Source organism: Candidatus Nanopelagicus hibericus (assembly GCF_002288005.1).
GTDB classification, from domain to species: Bacteria; Actinomycetota; Actinomycetes; order Nanopelagicales; family Nanopelagicaceae; genus Nanopelagicus; species Nanopelagicus hibericus.
Genome location: NZ_CP016771.1, coordinates 907,494 through 926,532 on the forward strand (window position 1 = coordinate 907,494; position 19,039 = coordinate 926,532).

Annotated in this window: 18 protein-coding genes; 6 read left to right on the forward strand and 12 right to left on the reverse strand. The window is 43.0% G+C overall.

Features of this window, described 5'->3' with window-relative positions; translation table 11 throughout:
- The first annotated feature begins 97 nt into the window (after positions 1-97).
- On the forward strand, positions 98-1,393 hold the full coding sequence (locus B1s21160_RS04705) for a DUF1800 domain-containing protein (RefSeq protein ID WP_095672604.1): 1,296 nt from the start codon (positions 98-100) through the stop codon (positions 1,391-1,393).
- Positions 1,394-1,402: 9 nt separating this feature from the next.
- The gene (locus B1s21160_RS04710) at positions 1,403-2,641 is read left to right on the forward strand and encodes a DUF1501 domain-containing protein (protein ID WP_095672605.1); all 1,239 of its coding nucleotides are present in this window, start codon (positions 1,403-1,405) and stop codon (positions 2,639-2,641) included.
- On the opposite strand, the gene B1s21160_RS06365 is transcribed toward B1s21160_RS04710, so the two are convergent.
- Positions 2,642-2,788: a hypothetical protein gene (locus tag B1s21160_RS06365; RefSeq protein WP_190276931.1), complete on the reverse strand. Its 147-nt coding sequence runs from the start codon at positions 2,786-2,788 to the stop codon at positions 2,642-2,644.
- A 511-nt stretch (positions 2,789-3,299) separates the two neighbouring features.
- On the opposite strand from B1s21160_RS06365, the gene B1s21160_RS06370 reads away from it, so the two are divergent.
- Together B1s21160_RS06370 and B1s21160_RS04715 are read left to right on the forward strand one after the other, a co-directional pair.
- Complete coding sequence (locus B1s21160_RS06370; RefSeq protein ID WP_190276932.1) at positions 3,300-3,470, forward strand: hypothetical protein; 171 nt, start codon at positions 3,300-3,302, stop codon at positions 3,468-3,470.
- Positions 3,471-3,585: 115 nt separating this feature from the next.
- A complete protein-coding gene (locus B1s21160_RS04715) occupies positions 3,586-4,938 on the forward strand; it encodes an NAD(P)/FAD-dependent oxidoreductase (protein ID WP_095672606.1) in 1,353 nt (450 codons plus the stop codon).
- A 15-nt stretch (positions 4,939-4,953) separates the two neighbouring features.
- On the opposite strand, the gene B1s21160_RS04720 is transcribed toward B1s21160_RS04715, so the two are convergent.
- The 8 genes from B1s21160_RS04720 to B1s21160_RS04755 all read right to left on the reverse strand — a co-directional run bounded on the left by B1s21160_RS04720 (position 4,954) and on the right by B1s21160_RS04755 (position 13,625).
- A complete protein-coding gene (locus B1s21160_RS04720) occupies positions 4,954-5,667 on the reverse strand; it encodes an ABC transporter ATP-binding protein (RefSeq protein ID WP_095672607.1) in 714 nt (237 codons plus the stop codon).
- Positions 5,664-6,443, reverse strand: coding sequence for an ABC transporter ATP-binding protein (locus B1s21160_RS04725; RefSeq protein WP_095672608.1), 780 nt, complete (start codon positions 6,441-6,443; stop codon positions 5,664-5,666). Before B1s21160_RS04725 ends, B1s21160_RS04720 begins: the two co-directional genes overlap by 4 nt.
- A 4-nt stretch (positions 6,444-6,447) precedes the next feature.
- Positions 6,448-7,632 carry a branched-chain amino acid ABC transporter permease gene (locus B1s21160_RS04730; RefSeq protein ID WP_095672609.1) on the reverse strand — a complete coding sequence of 395 codons (1,185 nt, stop codon included), beginning with the start codon at positions 7,630-7,632 and terminating at the stop codon, positions 6,448-6,450.
- A 5-nt stretch (positions 7,633-7,637) separates the two neighbouring features.
- On the reverse strand, positions 7,638-8,690 hold the full coding sequence (locus B1s21160_RS04735; RefSeq protein ID WP_095672610.1) for a branched-chain amino acid ABC transporter permease: 1,053 nt from the start codon (positions 8,688-8,690) through the stop codon (positions 7,638-7,640).
- A 169-nt stretch (positions 8,691-8,859) separates the two neighbouring features.
- The gene (locus B1s21160_RS04740) at positions 8,860-10,098 is read right to left on the reverse strand and encodes a branched-chain amino acid ABC transporter substrate-binding protein (RefSeq protein ID WP_095672611.1); all 1,239 of its coding nucleotides are present in this window, start codon (positions 10,096-10,098) and stop codon (positions 8,860-8,862) included.
- Positions 10,099-10,312: 214 nt separating this feature from the next.
- Positions 10,313-11,512, reverse strand: coding sequence for an MFS transporter (locus B1s21160_RS04745; protein ID WP_095672612.1), 1,200 nt, complete (start codon positions 11,510-11,512; stop codon positions 10,313-10,315).
- On the reverse strand, positions 11,509-12,399 hold the full coding sequence (locus B1s21160_RS04750) for a co-chaperone YbbN (RefSeq protein WP_095672613.1): 891 nt from the start codon (positions 12,397-12,399) through the stop codon (positions 11,509-11,511). Before B1s21160_RS04750 ends, B1s21160_RS04745 begins: the two co-directional genes overlap by 4 nt.
- Positions 12,396-13,625: a DUF4032 domain-containing protein gene (locus B1s21160_RS04755; RefSeq protein WP_095672614.1), complete on the reverse strand. Its 1,230-nt coding sequence runs from the start codon at positions 13,623-13,625 to the stop codon at positions 12,396-12,398. Before B1s21160_RS04755 ends, B1s21160_RS04750 begins: the two co-directional genes overlap by 4 nt.
- A gap of 78 nt (positions 13,626-13,703) precedes the next feature.
- Here B1s21160_RS04755 and B1s21160_RS04760 point away from each other — a divergent pair, with 78 nt between their 5' ends.
- Entirely contained in the window at positions 13,704-14,846 is a 1,143-nt protein-coding gene (locus tag B1s21160_RS04760; RefSeq protein ID WP_095672615.1) for an AI-2E family transporter, read from the forward strand.
- Here the strand turns inward: B1s21160_RS04760 and B1s21160_RS04765 are convergent.
- Positions 14,843-15,553 (reverse strand): alpha/beta hydrolase, encoded by a 711-nt coding sequence (locus tag B1s21160_RS04765; RefSeq protein ID WP_095672616.1) that lies wholly within the window; start codon positions 15,551-15,553, stop codon positions 14,843-14,845. The genes B1s21160_RS04760 and B1s21160_RS04765 overlap by 4 nt on opposite strands.
- A gap of 22 nt (positions 15,554-15,575) precedes the next feature.
- On the opposite strand from B1s21160_RS04765, the gene B1s21160_RS04770 reads away from it, so the two are divergent.
- A complete protein-coding gene (locus tag B1s21160_RS04770; protein ID WP_095672617.1) occupies positions 15,576-17,039 on the forward strand; it encodes an aldehyde dehydrogenase family protein in 1,464 nt (487 codons plus the stop codon).
- Between the two features lie 2 nt (positions 17,040-17,041).
- On the opposite strand, the gene B1s21160_RS04775 is transcribed toward B1s21160_RS04770, so the two are convergent.
- Together B1s21160_RS04775 and B1s21160_RS04780 are read right to left on the reverse strand one after the other, a co-directional pair.
- Positions 17,042-18,190 (reverse strand): MalY/PatB family protein, encoded by a 1,149-nt coding sequence (locus B1s21160_RS04775; RefSeq protein WP_095672618.1) that lies wholly within the window; start codon positions 18,188-18,190, stop codon positions 17,042-17,044.
- Positions 18,191-18,221: 31 nt separating this feature from the next.
- Entirely contained in the window at positions 18,222-18,998 is a 777-nt protein-coding gene (locus tag B1s21160_RS04780) for an SDR family NAD(P)-dependent oxidoreductase (protein WP_095672619.1), read from the reverse strand.
- Positions 18,999-19,039: the final 41 nt, after the last annotated feature.

The following is a 19,039-nucleotide window of genomic DNA, read 5'->3' on the forward strand; positions in this document are numbered from 1 at the left end:
TTACGCTTTGGATTTAAGTGTGAAACCTCATCAAACCTTCAGGCAGTATTCATTCAAACTTTGGTAAATCTGAATGTGGCTGGGTTAGGTTTTGCTGATGGAAGCCAAGCGCGTTGAGACCGCCCGCCTGTTTCACCGCTTTGGGTTTGGTCCAAAACCTGGTGAGTACGCTGCGGCACTAAAAGCTGGCATTCCTGCAACTAGAAAAAAAGTATTAACTCTCTCTCAAACACCAAACTCATCAGTTGTAAGTGACCCGCAGATTAGCGATCTTGGAAAACGTCCGGCTGCAAACTCACCACAGATAATCGATTTTGCAGTGGCAAGGCGCAGACAAATCCAAGACATGCAGTTGTGGTGGCTTGATCTGATGGTACTTAGCCCCAACAGTTTGGTTGAAAAAATGAGTTGGTTTTGGCATGGTCACTGGGCAACCTCAATTGAAAAGGTTGAGTACGCACTGCCGATGTATCTACAAAATAAAACCCTACGTGAGTATTGCTTAACCGACTTCACCAAACTGGCAAAAGCAATGATTAATGATGGCGCCCTGCAGGTTTGGCTTGACGGTCAAGACAGCACTGTTAAAGCGCCTAATGAAAATTTAGCTAGAGAGTTAATGGAGTTATTCACCCTAGGTGTAAATCGTTATACCGAACAGGATGTCAAAGAGATGGCGCGGGTGTTGACCGGCTATCAGGTGGAGCGAACAACTGGTCAGGTAAAGATCAATCCAAGTCGACAAGACAAAAACCCGGTAACAATCTTTGGCTCAACTATGACGCTTAGTAGTGAGTCACTAACAGAGCTGCTAGTAAAGCGGAAAGATTGTCAGCAATTTATTCCAGAACGAATATGGTATCGATTTATTTCAAGTAGTGAAAAAATGCCAGCAAACTTTGCAGCGATTAAAGCCTTTTCGTCCAGAGATATCTCCCAAGCAGTATCTGCAACAGTTAACTCACCAGTGATGGCAAATCCCAAGTATGAGATGGTGAAGTCACCGGTGGAGTGGTTTGTCGCTGCTTGTCGGGCGCTGGAGGTAGTGCCATCCCAACTACAAACGAGTGATAAATTAATTAACCATCTAGATAAATTGGGACAGGTGCCATTTTCACCTCCTAATGTTGGTGGTTGGCCAGCTGGTGAAGGTTGGCTCTCCTCAGCAAGTGCTTTATATCGAGTTGCATTTGCAAATTGGTTAGTGCCACAAAGCCAATTAAGTGTGATTAGAGAGACCTCAATCTCAGATCGCACAAGAAAAAGTGCAGATTGGTTGGGTGTGCCAGAGTGGAGTGCTAGAACTAAAGCGGTACTAGATGAAAACTCTGCCGACCCTGAGCAATTTACCTTGATGGCACTTTGCAGCCCTGATTACATCGTGAGTAGATAGGAAAAGTAGATGCTAATAGTTACCCGTCGTAAGTTTCTTAAGTTGACCACTGGCAGCTTAGCCACTGGTCTTGCTACCCAGCTGATTTCATTTGAGGATATTGCCAACGCGGCAATCAGCAGGCCACTTGCGGCCAATACCCCAATTTTGGTAGTCGTTACCTTGTATGGTGGTAATGATGGATTGAATACAGTGATTCCATTTACAGATTCAACCTATTTTAGCGCCAGACCAGGAATGACATATCCAATCTCACAGATGCTGCCAATAGATGCTGAGCTTGCCTTAAATCCAGCAATGAGCGGCATGAAAACATTATGGGATCAAAACAAGGTGGCAATTGTGCGCGGGGTTGGTTATCCAAATCCGGATCGCTCTCACTTCTCATCCATGGCGAAGTGGCAAACTGGATCACCAAATAACAACTTAAGCACCGGCTGGATTGGTCGATGGATTGATACCCAGAAAGAGGATCCAATGCTGGCGATATCACTGGGCTCTGTGCTGCCACCATTATTTGCTGGGGCAAAAAGATCTGGCTCCGCCCTGCCAATTGGTGGCCTAGTTATTCCTAAAGGAGTAACTGGTGCTCAACTTCAGAAAATCTCCACCCCTTCAGCCAAAGATTCCAAGTTAATGGCGGCAAGTGCCACATCAATGCGAAATCTCTTCTCGGTTTCAACTGATGTACAGCCAGTATTAAAAGCACCAGCACCCCTTGCCCCTGATCTACCAACTATTAATGGTGGCAATGCAGGGGGTGATAACAACCTGGCGCAACAATTAGATGTAGTGGCAAAACTTATTGCTGCAGATTCACCAACAAAGGTTTGGTCAGTCTCCCTTGGTGGCTTTGACACCCATGCAAATGAGGCAAATGCCCAAGCTGCATTACTTGGTGTGGTCTCATCATCTATCTATAGATTTATGAGTCAATTAAAATCAACAACTAGAAGTAATGATGTAACTGTTCTGATCTACAGTGAGTTTGGAAGACGGGTAGCGGCAAATGGATCAGATGGAACAGATCATGGCACCTCCGGACCAATGTTTGTTATTGGAAACTCTGTTAAGGGTGGTTTCTACGGAGATCAACCATCCCTAAAATCATTAATCAATGGTGATCTGGCAGTAACCACAGATTTCAGAGATGTTTACGCCTCTTTGCTTGAGGGAGTATTAAAATCTCCAGTAGAACCGAGTTTGGGTAATTGGAGTGGCAGAGTAAATTTCTTAAAAACTGCTTAACTAAGCAAAGGTTAAGGGTTCAAACTTACTTTTCCAAACGCCACCACAAAAATCACACTCATAAATGGTTGCGCCAGTTGGTGCCCGGTACTGATCAACTTTTTCACCGCCACAAAACTTACAAAAGGTGCCGATTAGGTATGTCATGCCCTGCTCTCCTTAAGCTCTCGTTAAACGATAAATTCATTAGTGAAATCGAAAGTGGTTGGCGACCGGTGCCAGAAATGTTGTCCAGAAAGATTCGGAGTGATACTTGCGTTTTTTATGAAAAATTGAGGCGATAAACCCTGCTGAATGAGCGCAGTGATTTACCAAATGACCTTGGATATCATGGTAGTGATCAAATGATTCATTGCCACAGTATCGACAAAAAGTAGCAAATTTGTTGGTCATTGTCTTACTCCCATCATTAGATGATTTTCAGTAACGCCAAAGTAACTAGGAAATAAGGCCAAGCTGCGAAATCCATCTGAACTACATATGATCTTTTGAGAAATATTGGCCTATTAAAAAACCAACGCAGCGCAGTAGTTAACTTAAGGTTACTTTCAGGGTTTATTCATATGACGTTTACCTTCTACCGCCAGCTACCCACCTACATTTTGGTACTTTTATCTCACTTCCCTAACCAAGAAACTTTAAAGAGTGGGGAGGTATCATGGGTCAAATCATTGAGTTTCCATGTTGCTTGTATTGCCATTCAAATCAACTTGGCATATTTCTGACTGGAAATAACAATCCAATGGTTATGTGTGATGAGTGTGGTTATGCCTGCCGGGCATCAATTGAACACTTTGATCAGCCTTTAACTAAAGTATCAATTTGCTAACTCGGCAGCTTCGCTGCCTTAGCCAGTTGAGGTAATTTCACACCTCCTCTACCCTGCTTACTGCTTTTTTAAGCAACTTAATTGACATTTACCCTATCTTCGCTAACTTAACATCATGCATGCAGTGGTAATTGGCGCAGGTGTGATTGGTTCATCAATTGCATTGCAATTAAGACGTCTTGGTCATGATGTAACAGTGGTGGAGCGAAACTCAGCAGCTGGCATGGGTTCCACTAGTGCCTCCAGCGCCGTAGTCAGATTTAATTACTCAACCTTTGACGCAGTTGCCCTCTCCTGGGAGTCATACTTTTTATGGAAAGAGTTCAAAGATTTAATTGATGGTGCAAATGGATATGCAAAGAATCCATTAAGTAATTCGCAAGAGCATTACGCCCACCTCGAAGATCGTGGTTATGTGATGTTGGATGTGCCAGTTCTATCAAATGATAAAACTATGGCGCTCTTTGATCGGGCTGGTATTCCTTATGAAATCTGGGATTCAGAGCAATTAAAGATTGGTATGCCAGGAATAGATGCTGGTAGGTACTGGCCAAACAAACCAGTTAAGTCAGATGAGTTTTGGGATGAGTCAAGTGAGGAGTTAGGAGCCATATTTTCTAAGCATGGTGGCTATGTCTCAGATCCCTTACTTGCTGCACAAAACTTTGCGATGGCAGCAAAGCGGGAGGGAGTAAATTTTAGATTTAAAAAAGCAGTTGTTGGCATTGAAAAACAGGATGGAAGAGTTTGTGGGGTGAAGGTTAAAGATTTTGATTCTCAAAGTAAGAAGGCTTTGGATACTGGGGTTGAGGTAATTACCGCTGATGTTGTGGTGAATGTGGCAGGACCTTGGTCTACTTTGATAAATCAAATGGCAGGTGCTGGTAGTGATTTCACGATGGAGTTAAAGCCACTTCGGGCTGAGGTGCACCAAATATCAACTCCAAAAGATATTTTGCCAGGTCCAATCATGGGTGATTTAGATCTTGGCACCTATGTCAGATCAGGTGCTGGTGGAATTACCTTAGTTGGTGGCACCGAGCCAGAGTGTGATGTGTTGGAGTGGGTTGAGCCAGACAAGGTTGATGAGGTAAATATGACAAGAACTGTTGAAGTTTTTGAATCTCAAACATATCGATTTGCTAGAAGATTTCCAGCAGCTCAAATCCCCTCCACTCCAGTTGGTGTAGTTGGTGTTTATGATGTTTCATCTGATTGGACGCCAATTTATGACAAAACTGATGTGCCAGGGTTTTATGTGGCGATAGGAACTAGTGGAAATCAATTTAAAAACGCCCCTGGTGCTGGCTTGATTATGGCGCACCTAATTACCCAGGTGGAAAAAGGTGCTGATCATGACAGTGAGCCAGTGGTTTATCAATGCACAAAAAGTAAAAGCGCTATTAATTTAGGGACTTTTTCTAGAAAGCGCGAGCGCAACTTAACTAGCGGAACGGTAATGGGTTAAGCAAGTAAAGCGGTACTAATGGCCTAGGTAAGCCTTAGTAACCTTGTCATCAGCTCGTAGCTCTTTAGCACTTCCACTGATCTTTACCTTGCCAGACTCTAAGACATAGGCACGATCTGCAACATCAAGTGCTGCCATCGCATTCTGCTCAATTAACAAGATTGTTACTCCTTGTTGGCGAATCTTCACAATAGTGTCAAAAATCAACTCAACTAATACTGGTGCCAATCCCATAGATGGCTCATCTAACAATAACAATTTAGGATCGCCCATTAACGCCCGGCTCACTGCGAGCATCTGCTGTTCTCCACCAGACATAGTGCCAGCTCGTTGATCAATTCGCTCTTTTAATCGCGGAAAGAGATCAAGCACCTTAGCCATATCAGCTGCTACCTCTGCTTTGTTATTTCTAAGAAATGCACCCAACTCAAGATTTTCCTTTACCGTCATTCGAGGGAAAATTCTTCGCCCCTCAGGTGAGTGGCAGATTCCCATCCCAACAATCTCATGACCTGGTACGCCATCAATTCGCTTGCCATTAAATAAAATCTCACCAGATTTGGGTTTAATTAATCCTGAGATGGTGCGAAGTGTGGTTGATTTACCAGCACCATTTGAACCAATTAAGGTGACAATCTCACCTTGATTAACGGTGACTGATACATCTTTGACTGCAACAATTTTGCCGTAGGCAACTTGAATATTCTTAACCTCTAACATTGCACTCATTTTCTAGCCGCCTTAGCTTTACCCAAGTACGCCTCGATCACTCGTGGATTACTCTTAATCTCATCCGGTGATCCTTCGGCGATCTTCTCACCTTGATCTAGCACGGTAATTCTTTGTGAGAGCGCCATAACTACCTTCATATCATGTTCAATTAACATCACTGCGATATCACGCTCTGCAACTAATTTATTTATGAAATCAATAAATACCTGTGACTCCGCAGCATTCATGCCAGCAGTTGGCTCATCAAGTAATAGCACCTTTGGCTCCAGTGCTAAGGCTCTTGCCACCTCCAGTCGGCGTTGATCACCGTAAGAAAGATTTCTTGCAAACTCATGAGTCCATTTACCCACTCCAGAAAAATCAAGGATCTCCTGTGCCCGATCCTCAGCCTCACGCTCCTCTTTGCGTTGCTTTTTGGTACGCAAGATTGTGGCGGAAATGCCAGCTTTTAAGTGTGAGTGCATAGCAACAAGTAGATTCTCTTGCGCTGTCATAAGTCCAAATAGGCGGATGTTTTGGAAGGTTCTAGCAATACCAATCTCTGCGATTTTATGTGGCGGTAGATCAGTAATATCTCGATCACCGTAAATAATATTTCCAGCAGATGGTTTATAAAGCCCAGTTAAAACATTAAAGAAGGTGGTCTTGCCAGCACCATTTGGGCCGATAAGTGAGACGATAGATTTATTTGGAATATTAAAGGTCACATTATTTACTGCAAGTAAACCACCAAACTGCACTGAGATATTTTTAGCCTCTAATACATTACTCATGGGGTTACTTACCCACTTTCTTTTTACCAACAGAATCTGCTTCATCCAACTCATCTTCATTTAGCATCAACTTCAAACGAGATTCAGGTAGCAAGCCCTCGCGTCTAAATAACATCATCAGAATTAGTACTAATCCAAAGATTAAGAAGGTGAAGGAGGCAAAATCAATCTTGGTGCCAAAGGTGTCGTTGTAGACCCGACCAAAGGCTGATAATCCATTGCCATTTACCCAGGAGAGCACAAATGCACCGAGAATTACTCCCCAAACATTTCCCATTCCGCCAAGTACTACCATCGCAAGTAAGAAGATGGAGATAGTGAAGTTGAAACGTTCTGCGTAAACACCATCCACGTGGGTAGCAAATGCCACACCACCAAGGCCGCCAGCAAAGGCACCAACTGCATAAGCTGCAAGTTTTGTGCGCATCAACGGCACACCCATCATGGAGGCAGCAAGCTCATCCTCACGGATTGCCAGCCATGCCCTTCCTAATCTGCCACGACGAAGCCGTAGTGAGATAAACACCATCACTGCGGTAAGTAGCAAGAAGATTAGTAATTTCCACCCAAAATCAAATGGCCCAAGATCCTTCACTCCAACTGGAATCGGATCCACCCGCACAATTCCGCGGGTGCCATTTGAGATATTAAAGCCAAAGAAGTTTTCACCATTGAAAAATACCTGCGGAATAATCTCGCCAAAACCAAGTGTTACCAGCGCTAGGTAATCACTCTTTAAACGCAGGGTTGGTGCACCAATTAATATTCCAAAGAGGGCGCAGACAAAGCCACCAATAACTAAGACCATCCAGAAGTTAATATGAATGCCTGGAGCTGCTGCTGGAACTGATCCTAAGAAATGAAGATTTAAAAAGTAGAAAAACTCTGACATAAACCAACCTGCGCAGTAGCCACCAATTGCCCAGAATGCAACATATCCAAGATCTAGCAAGCCTGCGTAACCAACCACAATATTTAGGCCTAGCGCCATGATCACATAAACCAAAGATTCATTTACCGCAGCAGGTGGCATCCAACGATTTACAACGTTGTAAATTCCAGAAGGTAGGCCATCCCAAGGTAGCAAAAATTGGTAGGTGATAAAGAGAATTAATCCAGCAATTGAGTAACCAATTATCCACTTGCGATTTGATCTAGTGACATTATTTGCTACTGAGGTTTTGGCCATAGTCTTTACACCTTTTCCGTAACTGCTTTGCCCAATAAACCAGCAGGCTTAAAGACCAAAATAATAATCAAGATGGTGAACACAACTGATTGTGACCATTGCTGGCCAAATGCAATTGGCAAGCCATCATTTAATCCCTGAATAAGGCCGATAAGTAATCCACCAATAACCGCTCCCCATAGATTGCCAATTCCACCTAGTACGGCGGAGGTGAATGCAATCAAGCCCAGCTGGAATCCTAGGTTGTAGTTAGTGGTACCAATAGATTGCTGATACAAAAGTCCGGCGGCTCCCGCCATCGCACCTCCCAAAGCAAATGTGAAGGCGATTGTCTTATTCACATTGATGCCCATCAATGTTGAAGCATCTCTATCTTGTGAGGTTGCCCGCATAGCTTTACCCTGCTTGGTGCTGGTGACCAAATAATTTAATCCAACCAGTAACGGGAATCCAATTAAAAACAACCAAATTGTGGTCATGCTGATTCGAATCTCACCAATATAAATGTCACTGTTAGGAATCACTGTTGGCCACTGCCGTGGAGTAGATCCATTCCATTTCAAACCAATAAAGTTCAGTAAAAACGACATACCGACTGCGGTAATTAAAGGTGCAAGCCTGGGTGCGTGCCGCAGCCTCCGATAAGCAAGCCGCTCAATCAAAACATTTATAACCGCTCCAAAGATCATTACCGCTATCAAACATAATCCAAAGGCAAACCAGCCATAACCATTTGATTGATCAGCGCCAAGCCAATATGTGATAAAGAAAGAGGAGAAAACGGCGCTAAGCATAAATAGATCACCGTGAGCAAAGTTGATCAACTCAATAATTCCGTAAACAAGTGTGTAGCCAAGGGCGATTAGCGCGTAGATAAGGCCATTTCGAAGTCCAGAGATCGCTACCTGCACAAACTGCTCTGGTGCTTTGATTAAATTTGCTAACATCCAAATTGCTGCCAGCAAGCTGATGACAATGGCGCCAGTGCGCTCAATTCGTTGCTGACGAATTTGACCAGGAGTGCCTTTAAAACTCTTTGTCTCAACCGCTTTATTCACTTGCACTCCCTCTAGACCTTCAAAACTCAGTAGTAAACCTTAAAACCTTGGTAAAAGATACAACAGTAATGGGGATTTGATAAGAGCAATTTAAAGAAAGAACTTGTATAAGTAAATTTGGGTGGCTCATTTCAGAGCCACCCAAACCTTTACTGCTTTTAAACCAGAATTAATTGATAGTGATCTTCTTTACGAAGGTCTCTTTCTGGTCTTTAACTGTGAGAATAGTGATGTCCTTTGAAAGGATATCGCCATTGGCATCGAACTTAAGTTCTGTACCCACTACTGATTCCTCAGCAGGGATTACAACAGTTTTCATTGCCTCAAATACACCCTTACGAGTTCCGTCAGATGCTGCAATTGCTGCAAGAATTACTTGAGCTGCTGCTGCACCATAAACGGAGAATGAGCTAGTTGGAGCCTCACCGTACTCCGCTAGGTAGTCAGCTTGGAACTTCTCTGCTGCGCCACCTGTTGGGAATTGGTCAATTGAAAGACCAGTAAATGAAAGGTATGCACCGGCTGCTTCTGGCAGAGCCAAGAAGTCTGGGTATCCAGTAAAGCCGTCTGGCATCATGAACTTAACTTTGGTGTTATCGCCAAGGTACTTAACCTTGTCTTTTACTAACTGTCCACCGTTAAGGTCAAAGATTCCGCCAACATAAACCATATCTGGCTTTGTTGCCTTGATCTTTGTAAACAATGCTTCGTAGTTAGGAGCTTTATCATCCCAACCAGTTCCAGCATCTCCATCTGCAAGCAAGGTTAGACCTAGTGCTTTAGCAGCTGAAGTGAAAGAACGTGCAACACCGATTCCGTATGTTTGACGATCGTTAAGTACATAAACTCTCTTAACGCCAAGGCTGGCAGCAAACTCTGCTGCAGCATTTCCTTGGTTATCATCAGTTGTTACAACTCGGAAGTAGTTACGTGCACCTGTTGGGTAATATTTCTCTGGCTCGCCTGCATCCCATGCCTTTGTAAGACCTGGGTTTGTGTTTGCGTTAGAAACCATGATCATTGGACCATCTGGATCTTGATTTAATACCGGAACAATAATCTTTGCACAACCTGAGTTGTAAGTTCCCATTACAGCAACTTCATCCTTAGCAGCAACGTGTGCTTGGGCGTTCTTTGCGCATTGCGCATCATCCCATGAACCTTTTGCTGCAGTTGAGTTGTCATACTCGCGGAAACCAATTGTGAATTCGCCAGCTTTGTTACCAGCTTGCTTTAGCAATAAATTAATTGCGTTGTTTGTTGATTTACTCTGATCTGCAGATCCGCCCTGTAGTGGTAGGTCAGATGCAATGAAAAGATCAGAAGAAGATGAGGAGCAAGATGTCAGCACTAAGCTCACTGAAGCAGCAAGAGCGACAACCGCAACCTTTAAACGGTTCTTTTTCATCAAGGGGTTAAACCTTTCTTAGTTTTACACAGCCAACAGATGCCAACTATGTGTGGGGAAAGGTTAGAGGCTCGGGGATTTTTTCGCCAACCGAGAGTGAGCCTAGAACCGCCTGATAAGGCAGAAACTCAAGAAAAAACTACTCAAATTGGTGAAATTACAAAATTGTTATACGCACTCGGGGAGGTTGAGTGACCCACCCACCTCACGATTACTAGCGAGTACTTGATCCTATTCTGCCAAAGTAAACCAGGGCCAACATGATTGTTGCACAGATGAGCAGTGCCACAGTAATTGAAGTTGCTTGCACAATCCAAGCCAAAATAGTTTTAGCAATAAAAATAATAAAGACATTTACAAAACTAAGTTGTGCTACCGCCATAGCGTTTTGACCGTTAGACAACCGTCCTGCGATGGAGAAGAAAATTGGCGACATTGCAGAGCTGCCTAAACCTGCTAATAGAAATCCGAAAAACGCAAGCGCAAATGCTAAGCCTTTGCTTTTATCTTCCACAAGTTTTGAGGTGATGATCATCAAGCTAAATCCCAAGCCACCTACTAAACCACCTGTTTTAATCCAGAATTGTTCACTTTGATGTTTAAGCGCCCAACCAATTGAGTAGCGACCGATAATTAAGCCAATTAGATAGAGCAGATAATTTAAGGTTGCAATTGATGCCCCCATGCCAAGCTCCTCTTTACCAAACAAAGTTGCCCAATCTGCAATTGTAAACTCCATAATTGAGGCACAGAAGAATCCAATACTTAGAAACCAATTAACCTTGAACTTGAACTGCTTAATTGAGGTCACCTGATAAGCATCCTCGCCACTAGGTTTTTCTGGAAAGGTTTTAGATAACTTAGCAATACTAATCTGGGTAACAACCCAAAAAATAATCATTAAGAGTGTGATATGCCAAGTTATTGATATCTGATTTGAAATTATAAATGCAATGGCCGCTGTACTCATCGCCCCTGCAGCCCAAGCACCATGAAGCTTTGAAACAATTGGTGAGCCAATCTCATCTTGTCGATGCAGTGAATGGCCACTTGATGCAATATGAAATATTGAGACGCTCGCGCCTGCCGAAATATTAAGAATAAGAAAAAGCAAGGGTGAGGTGGTGTGTACTAATAGGCTATAAGAAACGGCAATTGCAGTCGCGCCAATTTGAAGTGATCGCTTAGCACCAATGGTATGAACAATTTGTCCCCCAATTAATAACATAATTATTGAACCAATCGAACCAGTGCCAAGTAAGGTGCCAAATGTTCCATTGTTCACATCTAAATTAGCTTTTAGATCTGGAGTGCGGGGAGCAAGCGACATAATAGAAATGCCAAATAAAAAGAAAATTAGACTTAGGTTATTCTTTTCTTGATTTGTGTACTCAGATTTATTGAAGTTTTTCAAAACAGCGCACTTGCCAATTGGCTTCTGGCCTTCACCAACCTGGGATCGGTGGGATCAACTAGATTAAATAGAGAGATCAGGTGTGCTTTCACCTTATCTCGATCATCACCGGAAAAGGATTTGACCGCTTTTATCAGCCGATCAAAGGCGGCTTCATAATTTCCAGTTGCTATCTCAATATCAGCACACATCATTTGGCTGGTCAGATCATCATCTTTTGCATTTTTTAAACTCAGTACTGGATCTAAGCCATCGATGCGGAGCATCAAATTAACCTGTGCTAACCCAACTACTGCAACCTGCTCATTTGGTTTTCGCTTAAGCCATGCCTCATATGAAAGCTTTGCTGCTTTGTAATCACCCTTCTCCATTGCCGCATATGCAGCCTCTTCTTCAGCCTCCATTGGAATCTCAGCTGGACCTTCAGGTGCGCTACCAACTCCTTTTTGGGAGGCTAGCTCAAGTAATTTATTAATTACTAATCTCACCTGATCAGCAGGTGGAACAGATTCAAAAAGGGGAAGTAATTGCTCTCCAATAATTGCAATTGCAACTGGCACTGATTTTATTTGTAGCGCTTGGGCCACCTGTGGTTGGGTATCAATATCTACTACGCCCAGTAACCAAGTGTTTTTATCAGCAATCTCAAGCTTTCCTAAAGTTTCTAATATCTCCTTTGCCTGCGCACTTCTGGTAGACCAAGCCAGCAAAATCACCACACACTCTTTGGATTTTGCAACAAAGTCAGCGACTAGATTCTCTTGCGTAACCGGCTTGCCATGAGTGGGAGTAACTGCTTCACCTGTTGGCTTTTTTAAGGTGGATAGATCAAAGGCATTGGCGAAGTTGGCACCTGCCATGCCTGGGATGGGTTTATTTGTACTCATCGATTAATTACCACCCCTGAATCCATTCGATACGGCAAAACCTTCTCAATGTAATCTGCAGTAGCAAAATCTAGCCCAACATCTCGGCCTAGTTTTTCACCCAAGTACCAGCGGTTCTCCAATACCTCATGAAATAACTGTGCTGGCTCAACTCTGCCCTTTAAGTTTTCTGGAACTTGATTTACCACCCGTCTAAATACATCAGAGAGCCACTGCTTTACTACTACAGAGTTGGAGGTGTTTGGGGCAAACTCTCTAGCTTTGTAACGATCATAGGAGGCAAGTAATCGCTTTGCCTGCAGCTCCTCTGTTTGTAATCCCATTAACTCATATAAACGATTAGCGTGATACCTTGCTGCAACCAACTTTGGTTGAAATCTAATTGACCCCTTATCCCCCGCTGTGGTTACCTCAACCTCCTCCACTGCAAAACCAAGATCTTGCAAACTTCGCATCGCCCGCTCCACCGCCTGGCGATCGGAGGCATCTAATATCTGTGGCTCCTTTAACATCTTCCACAATCGTCGATACCTTCTTATTACACCATCTGATGCTCGCACTGGGTCGATCTCTTGCGATAAAACTCCGGCGATAGCCAAGTCCTCTAACTCTGCTGCTACATTAAAGTGAGTTAGCTCTAGATCATGCTCGCGCTGGCCATCACTTAAAGATTTATGAAACTCACCTGTTTCTGCATCCACTAGATAGGCGGCAAAATCATTGGCATCTCTTCTAAATAAAGTATTAGAAAGTGAACAATCTCCCCACCAAAAACCAATCAGATGCATCCGCACCAAAAGTAAGGCGAGCGCGTTAGCCATATTTAAAATCTCAGTTGGTGTAACTGCGCTACTTAATATGACTCGATAAGGAAGTGAGTAAGGCAGATACTTAGTAACTAATGCGGATGGCAACTCATTGCCATCCTTATCTAATCTGCCCTCAATTACCGCAACCGGCTCCACAACTGGGGCGGTACGTTGGTTTAAATCGCGCAGTAATGTGTACTCTCGGTTGGCAAACTCTGAAACCGTCTCCTTGACTGCAAATATCTCACTATTACTTCGCTTTTGATCTGATCTGATTAATCTGACCACATGCCGTGATATTCCACGCATTGAGGTGAGGACCTCATCCTCGGGCCAATTTTCTAGCGGTTGATCCCAAGGCAGATTTGCCAAGGTTGCAATCTCCTCGCCCAATCCTTTGATTCGTAGCCCGCTCATACCCTTATTCTCTCTTATTTAACCTGCACTCACTAACCAAATCCGCTTACTGATGGCAAAAGCGGTTAAAATTACTAAATGGCTAGATTTAGTAAACCAAAAGTTGGTAGGAAATTAACACCACTACTTCGCCGTAAAGTTAAAGGCAACCTGCCAGAGGATTTTGGGATTGCTGGAAAACCAGTTGATACCACCCACCCCTTTTACTTTGGCTTTATGGTCACAGTTGGCGCACTTATCGCACTGACCACACTAAGGGCCCTGGCATCGGCAAGTTCAGTATTTATATTAATTATTATCGCAATTTTCTTAGCAGCTGGTTTAAATCCGGCAGTAATGTTTTTCCAAAACCGAGGCTTAAAGCGAGGCGCTGCGGTTGGCGCAGTAATGGCCTGCGTCGTAGCCTTTGTTGGTTTATTTTTTGCAATCGCAGCTCCGCCTTTAGTTGATCAAGGCAATCAATTACTGGATAACGCCCCGCAATTAGTTAAAGATTTAAATAACAACGCCTTTATTAATGATCTCAATCTTAGATACGGAGTTATTGATTCCCTGGAAAGCCGGCTTGATTCGGTGATTAAGGATGGCCAATTTGCCATCACCGCCTTTGGCGGCGTAATTGGGGTTGGAAAGGCTGTGGTTAGTGGCTTGTTCTCCGCCTTTACCATCTTAATTTTGACGCTTTATTTTTTGGCATCTCTGCCACAGGTAGTTAATATCAGTTTACGTTTTGTGCCAGCAACGAGGCGAGATCGGGTATCTAAGTTGACTAATGCAATTATTAGCCGAGTTGGTTCATTTGTTGGCGGCCAATCAATTATCGCTGCTCTGGCTGCAGTATTTATCTTACTTATGGGCTTAACAATTGGCATGCCATACCCAGGGCCACTTGCGATGGTGGTGTTAATCTGTGGCTTTGTTCCGCTCATTGGCCACTTCATTGGAATGACTATTGTTACTTTAGTAAGTCTTACCGATTCACTTACCACTGCTGCAATTGCACTCGGTGCTTATATTGTTTATGTGCAGATTGAAAATTATGTAATCACGCCAAGAATTATGCGAAAATCTCTGGCTATCCCTGGGTTGGTGACAATTATCGCTGCCCTGCTTGGCTCATCTTTACTGGGCTTGGTTGGTGGCTTATTAGCGGTGCCAATTGCTGCTGCAATTCTTCTTATCTTAGATGAGGTAGTTTTCCCAAGAGCTGATCAATCCTAAACTTCAATAGCAAGTGGCAATCTGCTGGGTGCAATAACCTTAACAATCTCACTTAACACCAAATGAACCATTGGCTCACCTACCCATAGGTGCTTAGCACCTGCCACATCAATCTGCTTTAAGTTTTTAACCTTTGAAAACTTCAGCTTTGCTGCTTCAGGCTTTAAGTAATCATCTAACTCAGGGATTAGTGCAGTAATCACTCTGCCATCTTTAATCCAAAAATCTAGATCATCCTGCGTGGTAGATAACATCGGTGGGCTTAGCAGTATTAACTCTTTAATTCTTTTATCTCTTGCATATTGCAATGCCAGCTCAGTACCAAATGACCAGCCGATTACATATAAAACTTTTGTCTTTAATTGCTCAAAACAGTAATCAAGAGCTGCTAATACATCTAACTTTTCACCTTTGCCATGGTCATACTCACCATCACTTTTTCCTGCTTCACTAACAGTTCCTCTGGTGTTAAATCTAATTATTTGAATTCCAGCCATGGCAGGTAATCGATTTGCTGCCTTTTTATATATATGAGAATCCATCATTCCCCCACCTGATGGGTTGGGATGAAGCATTAAAAGTGAGCCACTTACTTCACCCAGCGGGGTAGAAACCTCACCAACTAAATTAAGCCCATCGCTTGTTTTTATGGTTATTGCGCTGCGATTAGCGGGCAATACCGTTGAAGGGCGGATTAACTCTGGCACAAAAAGAGTTTACTCTTACCTTATGAACCTTGAGGCCACCTTTGATAAATGTGATCCTAAAACTGGTGAGGTAATTGCAAAGTATAAAAACTTTTCACTCGATGAGGTATCTGCCCAAGTAAATCTGGCCCAAACTGCAAGTATTCGCTGGCAAGAGTTTGGCTTCACCGCTCGAAAGCGCACCTTGCTTAAATGGGCTTCTTACATAACTAAAAATCAAAGTGAGATTGCTGCCTTAGTTGCAACTGAGTGCGGCAAACCATTAAGTGATGCGTCTTTAGAGGTTTCTATTTCAATTGACAATCTTGCTTGGGCAGCAAAGCATGCAGAAGAGATTATGCAAAAACAAAATCGCCCAGCTGGTTTATTGATGTTTAACATGAAGGCGCAGGTTCAAAGATCACCCCTTGGTGTGGTTGGCGTAATTGGTCCTTGGAATTATCCAATCTTTACTCCAATGGGCTCTATTGCTTACGCCTTAGCTGCTGGAAATGCAGTTGTCTTTAAACCATCTGAGTTCACACCCGGTGTGGGAAAGTGGCTGGCAGATTCATTTGCTCTCATTGCACCATTTGAAAATATCTTTGCAACGGTAACTGGCTTACCTGATACCGGTAGAGCATTAACTCAATCAAAGATTAATAAGCTCTCATTTACCGGATCAACTAAAACTGCTAAAAAGGTGGCAGAAAGTTGCGCGCAATCAATGATTCCAGTTGTGCTCGAATGTGGTGGCAAGGATCCAGTAATTGTGGCAGCAGATGCTGATATAAAACTTGCAGCCGAATACACACTCTGGTCTGCCATGGCTAATGCTGGTCAATCTTGTATTGGGGCAGAAAGAGTTTATGTGGTCGAATCTGTTGCTGATCAATTTATTGAAGAGATTAGTAAGATGGCAAAAAAGATTGAGGTTGGCAAAGATTACGGCCCAGCCACAATGCCATCACAATTAAATGTTATTCAATCCCATTTAGATGATGCCAAAGCAAAGGGGGCTAAATTCTTACTTGGGGGCGCTGATTCGGTAAAGGGCGCCTATGTTGAACCGGTAATAATGTTGGATGTGCCAGAGGATTCAACTGCGATGACGCAGGAGACCTTTGGGCCAACTATTGCTATTAATAAGGTATCTAATACTGAAGAAGCAATTAAGTTATCTAATGCCAGCTCCTATGGACTTGCTGCAGCAGTTTTCTCCAAGCGAGATGGTGAAAAGATTGCCTCAAAGCTTGCCTGTGGCATGGTCTCCATAAATTCAGTCTTTTTATTTGCAGCTGTTGCATCTGTGCCATTTGGTGGAGTTAAAGATTCTGGATATGGGCGCATTCATGGAGCTGAAGGTTTACTTGAGTACACCTACGCACGCACAGTAGTTAAAACTAGATTTAGAATTCCACTTAGAGTTACTACCTTCAAGCGCACAAAAGTTTCAGAAAAAATCATAACAACCTTGATTAAGCGCTTGCATGGAAGAAAGAAGTAGTACTACAAACTCTTTGCAATCCGATCAATACCTTCAGTGATTACTTGCGGGCTGGTTCCAAAGTTAAGTCGGACAAAGCTCTTATGTTTTGGTCCATATAAAACTCCACCATTTAATGCCACTTTTCCTTTTTCTAAAATCTTCGCTGCTGGATCATCCCCTAAACCAAGGGCGCTCATATCAAGCCAAGCAAGATAGCCAAAATCTGGAATTCGATACTTAACTTGCGGTAATTTGCTTTGCAGTAAATTGCTAAGTAATTTCCTATTCTCATCCAATGTGATCAACACTCCATCTAACCAATTAACAGAGTCTGCATAAGCAGCAGTTGATGCTACTGCGCCAAATAAAGATGCCCGCCAAGTTACCGCCAGTGGCATTTTATTTATTCGCTCCTGCAGCGCACTTGATTGAGTAATGATAAACGCACACTTAAGCCCAGCTAGGTTAAAGGATTTACTTGCGCTAGTAATAATAATTCCAACCTCTTTGGCAACATCACTTACAGCTAAGAAGGGTGTAAAAGTTTTTGCGTCATAGGAAAGAGGTGCATGGATCTCATCACTTAAAATCACCACTTGATAACGCTTTGCCAACTCAGCTAACGCACTTAATTGTTGCTTATCAAAAATAACCCCAACTGGATTATGTGGATGGCACAAAATATGGACCTTAACACCAGCCTTGTACTCTTTTTCAATCGCTACTAAATCTAATTTGTAATTTAAATCCTCCTCAATAAGAGGGGTATCAACTGTGGTGGCATTAACCTCAGTAATCCATCGCCAGATATTTTCATAAACTGGTGAGTTAAGCATTACCTTCTCACCTGGCTTAATTAGGGTGCGCATGATCTCCACAATGCCAACGCCAACATCAGTTGCCATGCGCATTTGTTTGGTATCAACCTGCCAACCCCAACGAGATAGTGAGAATTTGGCAAAGGCATCAAATAACTCTGGGAATGGTCCGAGGTATCCAGTATCTGATCGCTCGACCATATCTAATAAGGCAGCTTTTATTGCCGGGGCTGATTCAAAATCCATCTCAGCAACAGGTAGCGGCAGAACATCATTTGGAAATTGTCGCCACTTAACACTTTTACGTTTACGTAATTGATCAAGTGATAACGCTCGGACGACATCGGCCATAAGTGCAAGTATGCCACTTATTTTAAAAGAATTAGTAGGTTGCTCGCCCGCCTGAAATATCAAAAGTAAAGCCAGTTGTAAATGAACAAGCCTTTGATCCCATAAATGCAATTATCTCTGCAACTTCACTTGGCTCACCAAGACGGCCGGCTGGAATTTTTGAGATCATATAATCCAAAGTTTCTTTGGCGGTATTCACATTAATTGGCGTTGCAATTACGGCTGGAGCAAGTGCATTTATTGTTATTCCATCAACTGCAACCTCTTTAGCAACACCTTTTACAAAACCAATTAAGCCAGCTTTAGCGGTGTTGTAAGGGGCCATCTTGGGATTGCCCTCTTTACCGGCAATTGATGCCACCTGCACAATCCGGCCATACTTTTGTTTTTTCATAATTGGCAACACTGCTTGAGTTAACCAGATAGCACCAAAGAGATTAACCTCGATTACTTTTTGATAATCACTCCAAGTAATCTCCTCAACAAATTTTCCCGTAGGTCCTGGGTAGCCGGCGCAATTTACTAATGCATCAATTCTTTTATGTGTACTTCCTAGCGTTGCAATTAAATCCATAACGTTTTTTTGATTGGATATATCTAAAACCACAGCTTCGGCAGCTCCGCCTGATTTTGTAATCAGATCTACACACTCATCAATACCTGACTGATTTAAATCAATACAGATTACCTTTGCCCCACGGGATGCGATTAATTGGGCGGCAGATTTACCAATTCCACTACCTGCGCCAGTAACAATTACTACCTGACCTGCGTAGGAGATCTCTTGGAAAGCGCTGTTGTTACTCATTGTTATCCGATTATACTTGCCTAATCCTTTAATCTAAAAAG

Excerpts from the sequence above, each read along its gene's own strand:
- B1s21160_RS04715 (WP_095672606.1), top strand. The coding sequence starts at position 3,586 with ATGCATGCAGTGGTAATTGGCGCAGGTGTGATTGGTTCATCAATTGCA.
- B1s21160_RS04775 (WP_095672618.1), bottom strand. The coding sequence starts at position 18,190 with ATGGCCGATGTCGTCCGAGCGTTATCACTTGATCAATTACGTAAACGT.
- B1s21160_RS06370 (WP_190276932.1), top strand. The coding sequence starts at position 3,300 with ATGGGTCAAATCATTGAGTTTCCATGTTGCTTGTATTGCCATTCAAAT.
- B1s21160_RS04720 (WP_095672607.1), bottom strand. The coding sequence starts at position 5,667 with ATGAGTGCAATGTTAGAGGTTAAGAATATTCAAGTTGCCTACGGCAAA.
- B1s21160_RS04750 (WP_095672613.1), bottom strand. The coding sequence starts at position 12,399 with ATGAGTACAAATAAACCCATCCCAGGCATGGCAGGTGCCAACTTCGCC.
- B1s21160_RS04770 (WP_095672617.1), top strand. The coding sequence starts at position 15,576 with ATGAACCTTGAGGCCACCTTTGATAAATGTGATCCTAAAACTGGTGAG.
- B1s21160_RS04780 (WP_095672619.1), bottom strand. The coding sequence starts at position 18,998 with ATGAGTAACAACAGCGCTTTCCAAGAGATCTCCTACGCAGGTCAGGTA.
- B1s21160_RS04755 (WP_095672614.1), bottom strand. The coding sequence starts at position 13,625 with ATGAGCGGGCTACGAATCAAAGGATTGGGCGAGGAGATTGCAACCTTG.
- B1s21160_RS04725 (WP_095672608.1), bottom strand. The coding sequence starts at position 6,443 with ATGAGTAATGTATTAGAGGCTAAAAATATCTCAGTGCAGTTTGGTGGT.
- B1s21160_RS04730 (WP_095672609.1), bottom strand. The coding sequence starts at position 7,632 with ATGGCCAAAACCTCAGTAGCAAATAATGTCACTAGATCAAATCGCAAG.
- B1s21160_RS04705 (WP_095672604.1), top strand. The coding sequence starts at position 98 with ATGGAAGCCAAGCGCGTTGAGACCGCCCGCCTGTTTCACCGCTTTGGG.
- B1s21160_RS06365 (WP_190276931.1), bottom strand. The coding sequence starts at position 2,788 with ATGACATACCTAATCGGCACCTTTTGTAAGTTTTGTGGCGGTGAAAAA.
- B1s21160_RS04710 (WP_095672605.1), top strand. The coding sequence starts at position 1,403 with ATGCTAATAGTTACCCGTCGTAAGTTTCTTAAGTTGACCACTGGCAGC.
- B1s21160_RS04760 (WP_095672615.1), top strand. The coding sequence starts at position 13,704 with ATGGCTAGATTTAGTAAACCAAAAGTTGGTAGGAAATTAACACCACTA.
- B1s21160_RS04740 (WP_095672611.1), bottom strand. The coding sequence starts at position 10,098 with ATGAAAAAGAACCGTTTAAAGGTTGCGGTTGTCGCTCTTGCTGCTTCA.